The organism is Streptomyces sp. VTCC 41912, from assembly GCF_045799175.1.
In the GTDB taxonomy this organism is placed as follows: Bacteria; Actinomycetota; Actinomycetes; order Streptomycetales; family Streptomycetaceae; genus Streptomyces; species Streptomyces albulus_C.
This window is the reverse complement of sequence record NZ_JBJMAB010000001.1, coordinates 416,394-430,696: the sequence shown is the minus strand read 5'-3', so window position 1 is coordinate 430,696 and position 14,303 is coordinate 416,394. Positions and strand designations below refer to the sequence as shown.

The following is a 14,303-nucleotide window of genomic DNA, read 5'->3' as shown; positions in this document are numbered from 1 at the left end:
ATCCGTAACAGGAGCAGCCCGCCCCGACTCCTGTGCATCTGTGGAGGTGCGGGCGGCGTCCGTGCAAAGGGGCACACCACGCCGCCGGCAGGCAGACCAGCACAGCACACGAGGGGCGGGATCGACATGGCAGGGCGCTTCGGCACGGGACGGCGCTTCGGCATCGAGGGCGGGATCATCGGCGTGGCCACGGCGGCGGTGGCGTCGCTGGCGGTGGCCGGAGCGTTCGTGCTCCTCCAGCCCAGCGCCGAGGCGGACACGGTCGACCAGGCGCGCAAGCCGGCCCAACCGCCGCGCACCGCACCGGTCGACCCGACCATCGTGCACGCCTCGGACCGCCCCGGGCGCAGCCTGAACATCACCATCGACGACGGTCCGGACCCCGTCTGGACGCCGAAGGTCCTCCAGGTCCTCAAGGACAACGGCGTCAAGGCGACCTTCTGCATGATCGGCCCGCAGGCCGCGGCGCACCCCGCCCTCGTCAAGAAGGTGGTGGCCGACGGCCACCGGCTCTGCGACCACACCGTCGACCACAACACCGCCATGGACCACCGGCCCGACGACTACCAGTCCCGGCAGATCCTCGAAGCCAAGAAGATGATCGAGGACGCGGCCGGCGGCGCCAAGGTCGAGTACTACCGCGCCCCCGGCGGCGCCTTCACCCCCTACAGCCGCAAGCTCGCCGCCGACCACGGCATGCGCCCGCTGGGCTGGAACGTCGACAGCAAGGACTTTGAGGGCGGCTCGGTCGCGACGATCGAGTCGACGGTCCGCGGCGAGCTCAAGAACGGCCCCACCGTCCTCTTCCACGACGGCGGCGGCAACCGGGCCCGCACGGTGGAGGCGTTGGAGCGGCTGCTGCCCTGGATGAAGCAGCAGGGCTACGGCTTCGGGTTCCCGCAGCGGTAGCGCCCCCATACACAGTCGAACGGGCCGGTCACCACCGGCCCGTTCGTCGTGTCCTGCCCGTCGCCCGCCCGCGGCGGCGTCCCGCACGCCGCCGCCTCACGCGGCGCCGAACAGTTCCGCCAGCCCCTGTTCCACGCCGAGGTGCTCGTGCTCGCGACCGGCCGGCACCGCCTCGTAGGAGCGGGCCAGGAAGCGCCGGACGTCCGCGGTCCGCAACTGGACCATGGCGATGCCCTCGTCGGCGTGGAACTCCATCACCGTGCGGTCCGGGCCCGACGGCCGCACCCGCACGTCACCCCGGCCGACCGCGCTCCCCAGCCCGTCGGCGAGCAGGTCCCGGGCGAACGCCCAGTCCACCGCCGCGCCGTCGAGGGAGATCTCCGGCGGGAAGGTCATCCGCACCGCCAGCGGGTCGGTCCGCTGGTAGCGGAGCACCGCCGGCACCGCGTGGCCGACCGACGTCGCGAGGAGGCGGACCTGGACGGCTTGGTCGATGGCGGTGTGCATCGCGGCGACTCCCTCACGGCTGGGCGACCCGCGCGGGCGCGGGCGTGGTCATCCTGTAGGACGGTGTGCCCGGCCCGGCCGTGCATGCGGCGGGGGTGTGATCTGTGTCATGTCGACGGCGTCCGGTCGCCGTGGCCCACCGGGCGGGTGAGGAATTCGTCCAGGATGCCCGGTGTCGCCGTCGCCGCGAAGCCGGCCGCCGCGCCCTGCGCGAGGTCGGGCACGCGGTAGCCCTCCTCGCCCGCCGCCACCGCCGCGGTGAGCGTCACCAGCCCGGCCCGCCGGGTGAACGGGGAGGTGGTGAACGTCCAGGCGGCGACGGCCTCGCGGCGCAGCACCAGGGTGTCCCGGCTGAAGGTGCCCGCCCGGATGACCAGGTGCTCCCCGACGATCCGGTGCCCCAGGTTCCGGTACGCGTCCCGGGCCAGCCACAGCACCGCCGGCGCGGCGAGCACCGCGTAGATCCACGCGGCGTGCAGCAGTACGGGCGTGAACGCCGCCCCGAGACCGGCCAGCAGCGCGCTGACCGGCAGCACGGCGAACAGCAGCCCGCGCGTCCGCCGCCGGCGCAACGCGGCCCGGGGATGCCGCACCAGGCGGTGATCACCGTCGATCTGATGCCCCGTCACCTCCGGGTCCGGGAACGGGGTGCGCAGCGTCCCGCCGGCCACCCGGACCGCCTCCCGCCGGGGCGCCGGCGGGAGCAGCCCGCTGCGCTTGCGGTTCTCCTCCTTGTTGCCCAGGCCGCCCGCCACCGCCCGCACCGTCGCCCCGCCGCCGGCCCGCAGCAGCAGCGGTTCGCGCAGCACCACGCCGCGCAGCCGGGCCCGCTCGATGGTCACCGAGCGGGTGGTCAGCAGCCCGCGGTGCACCCGCAGGGTGCCGGCGTCGGCCCACTCCAGGCGGTAGCTCCACCAGTTCTCGACGTAGAGGACGAGCGCGCCCACCGAGCCCAGCGCGATCACCGCCAGCAGCGCCGCGGGGAGGGTCAGCCACAGCATCCCGTTGCCGAACTCCTCGAACGCCCGCCGGACGAAGCCGAGCTTCCACGGCTCGATGCCCATCTCGTGCAGCGCCCGGTACGCCGACCCGCCGGCCACGAACACGCCGCCGACCACCCAGAAGGTGAGCGGCGCGTACCGCAGCCAGCGCCAGTTGATCCGCGCCAGCACCGGATCCTCCGCGACGGCCCCGGTGGCCGCCCGCGCCAGCAGCTCCGCGCGCAGCCGCTCGGCCTCGGCCACCGGCAGGGCCTCCAGGGAGAGCTCGCCGGCGCCCTCCCCGGAACCCGCCGTGCCGGCGCGCAGCACCGTGACGCCCAACAGCCGGTGCAGCGGCGACGCGGTCAGGTCGACGGTGCGGATCCGGTGCAGGGGCACGCTCCGCAGCCGCCGGGTCAGCAGGCCGCTGCGCACGTCCAGGCTCTCGGCGGTGACCCGGAAGTCCGTACGCGCCCAGCGGACCAGCCCGGCCGCGGTGACCACGGCGAAGGCGGCGGCGATCGCGGCGAGGGTGATCCAGGCGCCGGTGGTGATCCGTCCGCCGGTGGCCAGTGCGGTCAGCGCCAGCGAGCCGAGCGGCGCGCCCAGCCAACCGCAGTGCACCAGCAGGGTGCGCGGGCTCAGTCGCCGCCACTCGGCCGCCCCGGGCACCGCGGGCTGGTCGTCGGTGCGCGGCGCGGGGGTCGGCGCGTCGCCGCCGGTGCCGGTCCCGTCGTGCCGTGCGGCGCTCATGCGGCGTCCCCCGGCACGTCCTGGGCGACCTCGCCGATCCGCCGGGAGAGCGCCTCGGCGTCCGCGTCCGACAGCCCAGCGATCTTGATGTCGCCGGCGGTCGAGGCGGTGGTGACGGTGACCGTCGCCAGCCCGTAGCGCCGCTGTATCGGCCCGCGCACGGTGTCCACCGTCTGCACCCGGGACAGCGGCGCGATCCGCCGCTTCTGCCAGAACCAGCCGCCCGCCGCGTAGACCGCGCGCTCGCCCAGCTCCCAGGCGTGCACCGCGTACCGCATCCGCGGCATCACCACGAGGTAGGCCACCGCCGGCAGGACCAGGACGACCAGCAGCAGCGGGCCCAGCCACGGCAGCGCGCCGGGGAAGAAGAGGACCGACAGCGCCGCCATCACCAGCGCGGTCAGCAGCATCGGCCCGCTGAGCGTGAGCAGTGCCTGCACCCGCCACCAGGCGCGGGCGCGGGGATCGACGCGGTGCCGTGGCGGGCGCAGGAGCGGTGCGGCGTGCTCGGACATGAGGGGTCACCGTTTTCCAAGTCAAACGTATTGTGTGGCGGTACGTTATAACGGTACGAGCGACTTGTAAAAGTGCGCCGGTCGGCGGGGCAGGGGCCGCGGGGCCCGTCGCGGCGCGGTCCCGCGACGAGGTCTGGCAACGGGGTGTCGCGACGAAGAGCAGTGACGTACGGAAGAAGGGAAGCCACCCGTGCCGAAGAAGGTGGATCACGAAGCCAGGCGCCGGGAGATCTCGGCGGCGCTCTGGCGGCTCGCGAACACCCGGGGCGTGGACGGGGTCAGCCTGCGCGACGTCGCCGCCGAGGCCGGCATCTCGCTCGGCCGGATCCAGCACTACTTCCGCAACCGCGACGAGCTGTTGCTGTTCGCCCTCCGGCACATCAACCACCAGGCCGCCGAACGGATCCGGCACCGCATCCTGGCCCTGGAACAGGACCCGACGCCGCGCACGGTCATCCGCGCCTGCTGCGCCGGGATGCTCCCGCTGGACGCCGAGAGCCGCGCCGGCCTCCTGGTCGCCGCCGCCTACTACTCCCGTGCGGTCCACGACCCCGCCCTGGGCGCGGAGGCCCGCGACGGCATCCCCAAGCTCCGTGATCTCTTCGTCGACCAGCTGCGGTTGGCCGCCGAGCGCGGCGAGGTCCCGCCGGAGCGCGCCACCGCGGACGAAGCCATGATCCTGATCGCCCTCGCCGACGGCCTGGCCTCCTACGTCCTGCTGGGCATCCACGGCCCCGAGCAGGCGCTCGCCCTACTGGACCGCCAACTCGACGGCCTCTTCGGGACGGCGGGCACCTAGGGCGGACGGGGCGGGGGCCGGGTGAAGTTGACGCGGGAGCGGGAAGTCCTTGAGCAGGTCGTCGACGGCGACGTGGGGGCGCGGTCGCGGGGCGTCCGACTCGGTGGTCGTCAACGCGGTATCGACCTGCGTGCCGGTGTGCGCGGCCGGACCCGGCGGGCACCTCCGGTGCGTTAGAGGGAGCGGGCCGCGCCGCCGTCGATGCGAATGCTTTCGCCGTTGATGTAGGCGGCGTTGTCGCTGACGAGGAAGGCGGCGAGCCGTCCTACCTCGGCGACCGTGGCATAGCGGCCGGCGGGGATGCGGGCGAGGAACTCGGGGTCCGAGGGCCAGCTGTCGACGAAGCCGGGCAGGATGCTGTTCATCCTCAAGCCAGTGGCGGCGTAGCGGTCGGCGTAGAGCTTGGTGAAGGAGCTGAGGGCGGCGCGCAGGCTGGAGTTGAGGGGGATGATGCCCATCGGTTCCAGGGCCGTGTAGGAGGACAAGTTCACGATGGCGCCGTGTCCGGCGGCCGTCATGTGCGGGGTGACCAGCCGAGCCATCCGCACGACGCTGAGCAGCAGCATGTCCAGGCCCGCGTGCCAGTCGGCGTCGGTGAGGTCGAGCAGGTCGCCGTTGGTCGCGTGGCCGGCGCCGTTGACCAGGGCGTCGATGCGGCCGTGCCGCTCAAGGGTGCTGTCGACCAGGCGGTTGAGGTCGTCGGGTTCTGTGAGGGAGCCCTGGACGGCGGTGGCGCCCAGTTCGAGGGCCAGGTCGTGGATGCCGGCGCCGTGGCTGAACAGCACGAGCCGGTGGCTGGCGGCTAGCTCCCGGGCGATTCCGGCGCCGATGCCGCGGCCTGCCGCGGTGACGATGGCGACGGGCTTGCTGGCGGTGGGGGTGGTCATGAGGGCTCCAGCACTCGCTTAAGTTCGACTGTACGAAATTTACCGTACAGTCGAACTCAATGACCGGCAATTCGGACAGTACGGGTAGTGTCGTACGCTCGTACCATGGCCGCTTACCATCCCGCCCGCGAGCAGCTGCTCCTGGAGGACGTGCTTGCCGCACTGGGCAACCCGGTGCGTCTGGGCATCCTGCGTGAACTTGCCGCCTCCCCCGGCGAGCGCACCTGCGGCAGCCTCCCACTCGACGTCACGAAGTCGACGGCCACTCACCACTGGCGCGTCCTGCGTGAATCCGGCATCACCCGCGAACACCGCGACGGGCGCTACAAGGCCGTCACCCTGCGCCGCGACGACCTCGACAACCGCTTCCCCGGCCTCCTCGACGCCATCCTCACCACCCCAACCACAGGCGACGCCAGGTAGCCCCCCAGAAACTCACCCCCTCGTAGTCCCATGGGGCTGATCAATGGGGCGGACCGTGCGGGGGAGGAGCGAGGCCGACACGGGAGCGGGGCGGTCGCGGTCGCGGCCTGAGTCGACCCGAGTCGACCTGATGAACAGTCAGTTGATGGAGGCGAGGCCCCTCGGCCGGCTTTCCGCGCTTTCCCGCCACCGCCATCCGGCCCGTTCGCGAGGTCTGCCATTCTGCTGTCCGACCGTCGCGCTGGACCCGCCCCCGCCGCACCCCGGTGGGGCGCTTCCGCGCGTCACCGGCACGACCAAGGGGAGGCGACCATGCCGTACATCGGGGAGACCTGGCGGGTGGAACGGGGTGCCGACGTGGTCGGCGAGATCACCGTCACGCAGGCGGACTTCCCCTGGTTGAACGGGCGCTTCACCCCCGGTCCGGCCTTCGCCGAACTGCGGCCGCACTTCGCCCGCGAGTTGGCGCTCGTCGACACCATCGACGACGACCTCTCCGCCTGGGAGGACGCCTACGCGCGCGCCAGCGACGGCGTCCGGCTGATCGCCCCGGGCGGTCCGGTGGCGGAGTTCCTGCTGCACATCGAGGACGACGCGGCGTGGTTCCGCTGGAGCGACGAGCCGTTCCCGGCGGTGTGACGAAGGGGACCGCGGGGCGCCGGCCGGAGCTGGTGCAGCGGCGCGCGTGCGTGCGTGGCGATGCGGTCAGCGTGCGTGGTGGCGTAGGCCGTGTTCGTGGTGGCGCGGGCCGTGTTCGTGGTGGTGCGACGGGGGAGTCGCCGGGCGGGCGCCGGCGCCCTCATCCGTCAGTCCATCAGCCCATCAGGCTCCCCAGGCGTCCCTCCAGTACCACCAGCAACTCTCCCAATGCCGCGGAGAGTTCCTCCTGCCGCTGTGCGCCGATCCCCTCCAGCAGCGCTGCCTCGTAGCGCAACTGCTCCGGCAACAGCCGGTCGATGGTGTCCCGCCCCTCCTGGGTGAGCGAGAGGTGGGTGACCCTGCGGTCCCGGTCGTCCGGCCGACGGCTGATCAGCCCGCGCTCCTCCAACTGCCGCAGGCGTTTGGTGACCGCCGCCCCCGAGGCGAAGGTCTCCCGCGCGACCCGGCCCGGGGTCAGCTCGCGGTCCATCCGGCGCAGTGTGCCGAGGACGTCGAACTCGGGCCGGGTCAGTCCGGCCCGCCGCAGCGGTGCGTCGGCGGCCTGTTGCAGCAGCGCGGAGCAGCGGTTGAGCCGTCCGATCACCGCCATCGGGCCGGTGTCCAGCCCGGGGTGCACCTGTTGCCACTGGCGCAGCACCCCCGCGACGATGTCCTCGGTCACCCGCACGCTCCTCTCCGCCCCGTCCGTCCGCCCGGCACCCCGGTCGCCCACGGACTTCATTGTGCCTGCCCAGGGCCGGCCGGAGGGTACGTCAGGCGGCCGGCGCCAGCGGGCGGCTCAGGCGGCGAGCGCGGGCGTGGTCAGGCGCCGCACCAGCACCGCGAGGGTCCGGTGCCCCTGCTGTTCGGCGCCGGCGATCCGCTCCTCGGGCAGCGCCCGTTGCCACCACTCGCCGTTCGCCACGTCCACGGCCTCCCGCAGCTCGACCAGGCACCCGGCGAGCCGATCGCGCGCCCAGCCGGCTTCAGGCGCCCAGTCGGCTTCGTGCGTCCTGTTGGTCTCGTGCGTCCCTTCGGACTTCGGTGTCCCAGCAGCTTCGTGCGCCTCGCTCGCCGTGGTGGGCCGACCGTCCGCTCCAACGGGCGCGCGGCCGGTTCCGGTGCGCGGCGCGCCAGCCCCCGTGGGCGGTGCACCCGGTCCCGCGGGTACGGCACCGGTCCTGGCGGGTGCCGCGTTCGCGCCCGGTGCGGCCGCCAGCAGCCGGGCCGCAGCCGCCTCGGCCTCCGCGACCCGTTCCAGCGCCAGATCGATCCGGTCGGCGGCCCGCCGATTGGTGACCAGCACGCAGCAGACGAGCCCGACCGCCGCGCCCACCACGGTGTCCAGCCACCGGTCGGCGATCAGCGTGCCGGCCGGCAGCGGCCGGCCGAACTCGGTCAGCAGCAGCGCCATCGGCGTCACGCACACCGATCCGAGCCAGTAGTTCCGGGTGATCGTGGCCTCCGCGCCGAGTTGGAACGCCAGCGCCAGCGCGATCATCGTGACCTGCCCGGTGTGGATCAACGGCAGCAGCGCGGTGAACAGGACCAGTCCCAGGAGGTTCCCGAGGGTGCGTTGGAAGGCGCGCTGCCAGGAGAGCGTGGTGTTGGCCTGGTAGATCGACGCCGCGGTGACCACGGCCCAATACGGATGCCCGACGCCCACCGCCAACGACGCCCAGCCCGCCAGGACGCACCCCACCGCCACCCGTGCCCCGATGGGCAGCAGGGGCGAGCCGGGACGGAGCCGCCCGAGCACCGCCCGCAGACCCCGCGGCCGTCCGGGCGCCGGGCTCCGCAGTCCGCCACCGGCCACGGCCCGCCCGACACGGGACCCGGCGGCCGCGCCGACCTCCGGGGGCGTACCGAACCCCGCCGTCCCGCGGGCCGGCGCAGCCTCACTTGCTCGGGCCCCTTCGCCCTGCCGAGCCGCCCGTGCGCGCCGCATGGCCCCGGACCGTGATGCCACGCCGGACCGCAGTGCCATGCCCGGCTCCAACGCCACCCCGGCCTCCCAGGCCGCCCTGGCCTCCCACGCCACTCCGGCCAGTTCCTCAGCCTCCGCGCCGGTCAGCGTCACCTCGGGCAGCGGGCGTCCGCTCCGGAGCTCCCGCGCCCATCCGCCGAGCCGCCCGGCCTCGGCCGCGGCGTCCCGTGGCTCGCCGCCCAGCGACGACTCCGCCCGCACCAACAGCCGCTCCAACCCCTCCCGTGCCGCGGCCTTCGCCGGCGTACGGGTCGGGACCAGGAACAGCGCGTGCCAAGCGGCGTTCACGGCCGCCGCGGTGGCGTGCCGGGCGTGCACCACGCCGGGCGGTTCGGACTCCCCGGCCGACGGGGCGCCGGCGGCTCCCGCCTGGGCCCGCAGCAGCCCGGCGGCGGCCTGAAGCGCCCGAGCAGTGGCGATCCGCTCCGGACCCTGCGGCCGCACCAACGCCGGCGCCATGCACACCAGCCAGGCGAACGCCCCGGTGGCCAGCGCCAGCGCCGCGTGCGGCAGCACGTCGGCCGGTTGTTGCGGCACGAAGAACGCCGAGGCCGCGATGAACGTGAGGATCAGGTTTCCGGGCGGCCCGATCCGCGTGGCGTCGCACACCACCTTGTGCGCCGCGGCGACCAGCGAGGCCAGCACCACCAGCACGGCGGCGGAGGTGACCAGCGAGGCCGCGGTCAGCGCCACGGCCAGGCTCGCCACCATCCCGAGCACCACCCACGGCAGGGTCCGGGCCCGTGCCGCGTACGGCAGGCCGTGCGCGTACAGCGCGCACATCGCGCCGGCGGAGGTGTAGAGGACCAGGTCGAGCCGCCCCAGCCCGAGCAGCACCAGATCCGGGACGGCCAGCGCCACCACGGCGCTGAGCGCGGGCTTGTGCCAGATGTCGACCGGCCGTCGCAGCCGCACCGTGCTCCGGACCGGCAACGGACGGAACCGCACCGTGCCCGATCCGTCGGGCCCCGTCTCCGTCTTCCACCGCCCCGTGGGCCTGGCGTGCTTGGCGTGCTTTCCCATGGAAAAAGATTAGCAGGTGTTTTACCTGTAAAAGATACGCGCTGAGTCACCTCACGAGCGCGCGACAATGACCCCGTGCCCACCGCGAAGAACGTCAAGAACACCGAGAGCGCCGCGACCGCCGAAGCGACCGAGCCGACCGAGCCGACCGAGCCAGCCAAGTCGACCAAGTCGATCGAGCCGGACGAGTCCGCTGAGGCAGTCGGGATGACCAAGACCACGAAGACCGCGAAGGCTGCGAGGGCTGCGAAGGCTGCGAGGGCCACCGAGGACACCAAGCGCCCCCAGAGCACCAGGAGCGCCAAGGGCGCCAGGCCCGCCAAGGCAGCCCAGAGTGCCGGTGGCGCCAAGAGCGGCAAGGGTGTCAAGGGCGCAGGGGGCGCCGGTGGCGCCAAGAGTGCCCGGAGCGCCCAGAGTGCCACGAGGGGAGAGCCGGCCTCCGCGCCCGCTTCGCCCGACCGCCGCCGTGAACTCCTGGACACCGCGGCGGAGGTGTTCGCCGCGCAGGGCTACAACGCGACCACCGTCCGCCAGATCGCGGACGCGGCCGGGATGCTCGCGGGCAGCCTCTACTACCACTTCGATTCGAAGGAATCGATGGTCGACGAGATCCTGGCCACCTTCCTGGACGAGCTGTGGGCCGGTTACGACGCGGTGCTCGCAGCCGACCTGGAGCCCCGGGAGACCATCGAGGCGCTGGTCACCGAGTCGTTCCGGGAGATCGACCGGCACCGCGCCGCGGTCGCGATCTACCAGAAGGAGGCCCGGCACCTCGCCACCCAGCCCCGCTTCGACTACCTCGCCGCCTCTCGCCGGAAGTTCGAGCGGGCGTGGCTCGGCACACTGGAGCGCGGAGTGGCCGAGGGCGTCTTCCGCGGTGACCTCGACCTCCGGCTGGCCTACCGCTTCCTGCGCGACACGGTCTGGGTCGCCGCCAGCTGGTACCGCCCGCAGGGCCGACACACCCCCGAGGAGATCGCCCGCCAGTACCTCGCGATGGTGCTCGACGGCATCGCGCTCCCCGGGCCCGCGTGACGCCGGACGGACGCAATGACGCCGCGGACGCAATGCCGCCGGGCGCGTTCCCGTTGGCGTCCGCCTGCACGTGGGCAGGAAGGCGTCCGTCCGCAAGCGTGGCCTGCGGGGGGGGGGAGTCGGTCCACTGCCCCTCCGTTTCCGCCTCCGCCCCCGCCCCGCCTTCAACGGAACGCGAGCACACGGGAACGCGGCGCGACAAGGGCTCTGCGCGGCTCACGGACGACGGGTCGTGAAGCTGGGACGTTCGCCCCGACTCGCACGACTGACCCCTGAGCCAGGGGGCGTGGCCAACGAACGGGCGGCCGGCCGTGACCGGTCGGGAGTGGGCCGCGGTTCACGGAGGTGCGCCACCGCCGGCGGGCCCCGTCGCCTCAGCAGGCCACGTTCTTGACGTACAGGGCCCGCGATCCGGCCGTCGTGCCGTACCGCACGTCCTTCGTCGCTCCCTGGGGGAGCCTGCCCCGCGGATCCGCCTGGTGCGGGACGACGATGGTGTAGCAGGCCGGTCGCTGGGCGCACAGGTTCGTCAGCCGGACGTAACGCTGCCCGCCCTGGTCGAAGAACTTGCGTACCTTCACACAGCGCGGCACCTGGTCGGCCATCGCCTGCGTCGCGGTGGCCAGCGTCAGCGAGGCACCGCACACCGCACCCGCGAGTGCTATCGACATGATCTTCCGCATCCGGTTTCCCCCGTTCCTCGCGCGGCGACGGTCCGCTTCCCGGCCCTCATCGCTGCCGGTCGGCCGTCCGCCCCGTCGCGTTCTCGGCCTTCTTCGCCTTTCCGGCTGTCCGGGCTGCCCACGCCTTCGTCGGCCCCGTCCCATTGTCCACACCCGCACCCCGTTTTTCAGCCCCCGGCTGCCGCCTGGAGTTCGTCCACCCGTAGGTAGGTCAGCGCCCGCCGCGTGAGTTCCGCCACGTCGTCCGGCTCCTCCTGCCACGCCCAGTGCTCCATGGCCACCGACAGCGCATCGATCAACGCGCAGGCCAACAGCCGTACTTCCATGCTGTCCGCGGACGCCCCGGTGCGCACCGCGAGCACGGGGACCAGCTGGTCCTGCATGTCCCGCCCCGCCGCCAGCCACCGCATGCGGATCGCCGGCACGCTTCCCATCACGCGGATCAGCCGCCGGGCCTTGTCCGGGTCGGCCAGCCGCCGCGCCGCCTCCGCGTCCTCGAACGCCGCCCCTACCGCACTGGTCAGCGGCTCGTCGACGGGCCGACCGGCGAGCTGCTGGACGAGCACCCCCACGCTGGACGTCAGTACGGGCGTGAGTGCGTCCTCCTTCGCCGCGCAGTACCGGTAGAACGTGCGCAGCGAGATCCCGGCCGACGCGGCGATGTCCTCGACGGTGGTTGCCTCGTAGCCCCGCTCGGAAAACAGCGCCGCCGCGGTCTCGGCGATCTCCATCCGGGTCTCCTGCCGCCGCCGTTCGGTCAACGAGGGCCTGCCGCGCCCTGCCGTCATGCGCCTCTCCCACTCCCGGCGGCCGCCCGGCCCGCCTCACCCGATTCCCATATTGTCACGAACCAGCACCTTGGCACGTCATGCCAAAAAAGCTATGTTGGGCCTGGCTGATCACCAGGCACCGCTGCACCACAACACCCGAACCCGCCCCCTCCCGCACACCCGCCTCTCCCTCTCGCCGCCAGTCCGCCTCCCCGACTGCCCGCCCGGCCCACCGGCCCGGCCCGCCGTGCACCGCAACCACGAACCCGAGCCCGAGAACCCGGCCGCGAGTCCGTGCACGAAGCCCGAGCCCACCAGACGGGGGCCACGCGCACCGACCCTCACGGGCCGCCCGTCTCCCACCGACCGTCTCGCCGCCCCACCGCCGCGCCGCCTTGCCGTCCTGCCGCCTCGTCGTCTTGAACTGGCCGTGCCGCCTTCCCCCTCCGGCGCCGGCTGGCGTGCCCCCTACCGTGCCCTGGTCCGTGGCGAACAGCCCATGCCGGACCCCACGACGGACCCCGAGTCGTCCCCCTTTCACCTGCGACGTTTCACCGTGACGTTCCCCTCTTGACGTTCCGACCACGGCATTTCACCTACGCGTTTCGCGCGTTCCGCACCACGAGGGATCGAAGGAGCCAACCATGCCCCGCCGTACCTACCTCGTCACCGGCGCAGCCTCCGGCATAGGCCGGGCCACCGCAGCCCGCCTCCGCGACGGGGGCCACACCGTGATCGGCGCCGACCTCAAAGGCGCCGACATCTCAGCCGACCTCGCCACGCCCGCCGGCCGAACCGAACTCGTCCAGCGCGCCGACGAGTTGACCGGCGGACGCCTGGACGCCGTGATCGCCTGCGCCGGGCTCGCCCACCCCGACCCCGTCACCCTCCGGGTCAACTACTTCGGTATGGTCGCCACCCTCGAAGGGCTGCGCCCGCTGCTCGCCGCCGGCACCGACCCCCGCGCCGCCCTCGTTTCCTCCGCCATCGCCATCCACCCGTCGGACCCGGCGATCGTCGACGCGGCCCTCGCCGGCGACGAGGAGGCGGCCGTCGCCGCCGCCCAGGCCGCCGTCGACCGGGGCGAGGGCCACACCATCTACGGCTCCTCCAAGCACGCCATCGCCCGTTGGCTGCGCCGCACCGCCGTCACCGAGGGCTGGGCGGACGCCGGCATCCCGCTCAACGCCGTCGCCCCCGGAACGGTCGTCACGCCGATGACCGCACCGCTGCTCGACGACGCCGCGATGCGGGAGGTCGTCGACGCCAGCCTGCCGATGCCGTTGAACGGGCACGCCCGCCCCGAGCAGATCGCCCCCGCCCTCGCCTGGCTGACGTCCGCGGACAACACGCACATCACCGGTCAGATCCTCTTCGCCGACGGCGGGGCCGACGTGACCCTGCGCGGCGACACCGGCTGGTGAGGCACCGGCCCTGGTGAGGCACCGGCCCTGGTGACGCACCGACCGTCGCGCTGCCCGGATACCGCCCCGGCCGGAATTCCGCCCCCGACGCCTTGCGGACCGATGTCCCGCCGGCGTCGGGGGAACGATCCGCGGCGGCGCCGGGTCAGTCGTTCCCCGACGGGCGGGCCGCCACCACCTTCAGTCCCCGCTCCGCGAACTCCCGACGGGTCTCGTCGGTCACCGCGCCGTCGGTGATGAGGGTGTCGAAGACATCGGCGTCCCCGACCCGCGCGAAGCACCGCTCGCCGATCTTCGACGAGTCCGCGACGACCACGGCCCGGCGGGCGCGCTCGGCCATGAGCCGGTTGATCCGGGCCTCGGCCTCGTCGTGCACCGTGGCCCCTCGCAGCGGATCAACGCCGTTGGCGCCGATGAACGCGATGTCGATGGAGATCTGCTGGAGCACCAACTCGCTGAACGGGCCGACCAGTTCGTAGGACCGCGAGTGCGCCACGCCACCCGTGAGCACGATCTTGATCTGTGGTCGGACCGCCAGCTCACTGGCGATGTTCAGCGAATTGGTGACGATGGTCAGATGTGCCTGCGGGTCTGCTTCCGCGAAGTCCGCCCGGGTGGCGAGCACCCGCGCGATCGCGGTCGTCGTCGTCCCACCGCTCAGCCCGACCACGTCCCCGCGCTCGACCAGCCGTGCGGCCGCCTTTGCCACCGCCTCCTTCTCCGCCGACCGGTGTCCTTGCTTGTAACGGATCGGAAGGTCGTACGCCACGGAGCTCAGCACCGCCCCGCCCCGGGTGCGGACCAGTAGCTGCTGTTCGGCGAGCGTGTCCATGTCGCGCCGCATCGTGGCGGCCGAGACCTCCAGCTCGGCCGCCGCCTCCTCGACCTCGACCCGGCCCCGGTCCCCGAGCAGCTCAAGCAGTGCGTTCATCCGTTCATGGCGCTTCATGGCGCGAGCCTAATTCGTTT

Annotated in this window: 15 protein-coding genes; 6 read left to right on the top strand and 9 right to left on the bottom strand. The window is 73.3% G+C overall.

The genetic code is table 11. The features are described from left to right. Positions 1-126 precede the first annotated feature (126 nt). On the top strand, positions 127-909 hold the full coding sequence (locus tag ACJ6WD_RS01965) for a polysaccharide deacetylase family protein (RefSeq protein ID WP_233656444.1): 783 nt from the start codon (positions 127-129) through the stop codon (positions 907-909). A gap of 96 nt (positions 910-1,005) precedes the next feature. Here the strand turns inward: ACJ6WD_RS01965 and ACJ6WD_RS01960 are convergent, their stop codons facing one another. The 3 genes from ACJ6WD_RS01960 to ACJ6WD_RS01950 form a co-directional block, all read right to left on the bottom strand. Then, positions 1,006-1,416, bottom strand: a complete 411-nt coding sequence (locus ACJ6WD_RS01960) for an SsgA family sporulation/cell division regulator (protein ID WP_016572127.1) — start codon at positions 1,414-1,416, stop codon at positions 1,006-1,008. Positions 1,417-1,523: 107 nt separating this feature from the next. Continuing rightward, positions 1,524-3,149, bottom strand: coding sequence for a PH domain-containing protein (locus tag ACJ6WD_RS01955; RefSeq protein ID WP_407615006.1), 1,626 nt, complete (start codon positions 3,147-3,149; stop codon positions 1,524-1,526). Further along, complete coding sequence (locus ACJ6WD_RS01950) at positions 3,146-3,664, bottom strand: PH domain-containing protein (RefSeq protein WP_016572125.1); 519 nt, start codon at positions 3,662-3,664, stop codon at positions 3,146-3,148. Before ACJ6WD_RS01950 ends, ACJ6WD_RS01955 begins: the two co-directional genes overlap by 4 nt. A gap of 190 nt (positions 3,665-3,854) precedes the next feature. Between ACJ6WD_RS01950 and ACJ6WD_RS01945 the strand changes: the two genes are divergently transcribed. Beyond that, positions 3,855-4,463 (top strand): TetR/AcrR family transcriptional regulator, encoded by a 609-nt coding sequence (locus tag ACJ6WD_RS01945; protein WP_233656448.1) that lies wholly within the window; start codon positions 3,855-3,857, stop codon positions 4,461-4,463. A gap of 173 nt (positions 4,464-4,636) precedes the next feature. On the opposite strand, the gene ACJ6WD_RS01940 is transcribed toward ACJ6WD_RS01945, so the two are convergent. Continuing rightward, positions 4,637-5,350 carry an SDR family oxidoreductase gene (locus ACJ6WD_RS01940; protein WP_233656449.1) on the bottom strand — a complete coding sequence of 238 codons (714 nt, stop codon included), beginning with the start codon at positions 5,348-5,350 and terminating at the stop codon, positions 4,637-4,639. A 105-nt stretch (positions 5,351-5,455) separates the two neighbouring features. On the opposite strand from ACJ6WD_RS01940, the gene ACJ6WD_RS01935 reads away from it, so the two are divergent. Continuing rightward, complete coding sequence (locus tag ACJ6WD_RS01935; RefSeq protein ID WP_233656450.1) at positions 5,456-5,773, top strand: helix-turn-helix transcriptional regulator; 318 nt, start codon at positions 5,456-5,458, stop codon at positions 5,771-5,773. Between the two features lie 312 nt (positions 5,774-6,085). Further along, positions 6,086-6,412, top strand: coding sequence for a hypothetical protein (locus tag ACJ6WD_RS01930; protein ID WP_016575551.1), 327 nt, complete (start codon positions 6,086-6,088; stop codon positions 6,410-6,412). Between the two features lie 175 nt (positions 6,413-6,587). Here ACJ6WD_RS01930 and ACJ6WD_RS01925 read toward each other — a convergent pair whose 3' ends face one another. Together ACJ6WD_RS01925 and ACJ6WD_RS01920 are read right to left on the bottom strand one after the other, a co-directional pair. Continuing rightward, entirely contained in the window at positions 6,588-7,094 is a 507-nt protein-coding gene (locus tag ACJ6WD_RS01925) for a MarR family winged helix-turn-helix transcriptional regulator (protein WP_407615005.1), read from the bottom strand. A gap of 117 nt (positions 7,095-7,211) precedes the next feature. Further along, positions 7,212-9,347 (bottom strand): FUSC family protein, encoded by a 2,136-nt coding sequence (locus ACJ6WD_RS01920; protein WP_407615106.1) that lies wholly within the window; start codon positions 9,345-9,347, stop codon positions 7,212-7,214. 549 nt (positions 9,348-9,896) lie between these two features. Here ACJ6WD_RS01920 and ACJ6WD_RS01915 point away from each other — a divergent pair. Further along, entirely contained in the window at positions 9,897-10,457 is a 561-nt protein-coding gene (locus ACJ6WD_RS01915; protein WP_407615105.1) for a TetR/AcrR family transcriptional regulator, read from the top strand. Between the two features lie 374 nt (positions 10,458-10,831). Here ACJ6WD_RS01915 and ACJ6WD_RS01910 read toward each other — a convergent pair whose 3' ends face one another. Both ACJ6WD_RS01910 and ACJ6WD_RS01905 read right to left on the bottom strand, forming a co-directional pair. Continuing rightward, entirely contained in the window at positions 10,832-11,128 is a 297-nt protein-coding gene (locus tag ACJ6WD_RS01910) for a hypothetical protein (protein WP_407615004.1), read from the bottom strand. Positions 11,129-11,307: 179 nt separating this feature from the next. Further along, a complete protein-coding gene (locus ACJ6WD_RS01905) occupies positions 11,308-11,928 on the bottom strand; it encodes a TetR/AcrR family transcriptional regulator (RefSeq protein ID WP_407615003.1) in 621 nt (206 codons plus the stop codon). Positions 11,929-12,554: 626 nt separating this feature from the next. On the opposite strand from ACJ6WD_RS01905, the gene ACJ6WD_RS01900 reads away from it, so the two are divergent. Continuing rightward, entirely contained in the window at positions 12,555-13,334 is a 780-nt protein-coding gene (locus tag ACJ6WD_RS01900) for an SDR family oxidoreductase (protein WP_233656452.1), read from the top strand. A gap of 145 nt (positions 13,335-13,479) precedes the next feature. Here the strand turns inward: ACJ6WD_RS01900 and ACJ6WD_RS01895 are convergent, their stop codons facing one another. After that, positions 13,480-14,283, bottom strand: a complete 804-nt coding sequence (locus tag ACJ6WD_RS01895; protein ID WP_037633946.1) for a DeoR/GlpR family DNA-binding transcription regulator — start codon at positions 14,281-14,283, stop codon at positions 13,480-13,482. Positions 14,284-14,303: the final 20 nt, after the last annotated feature.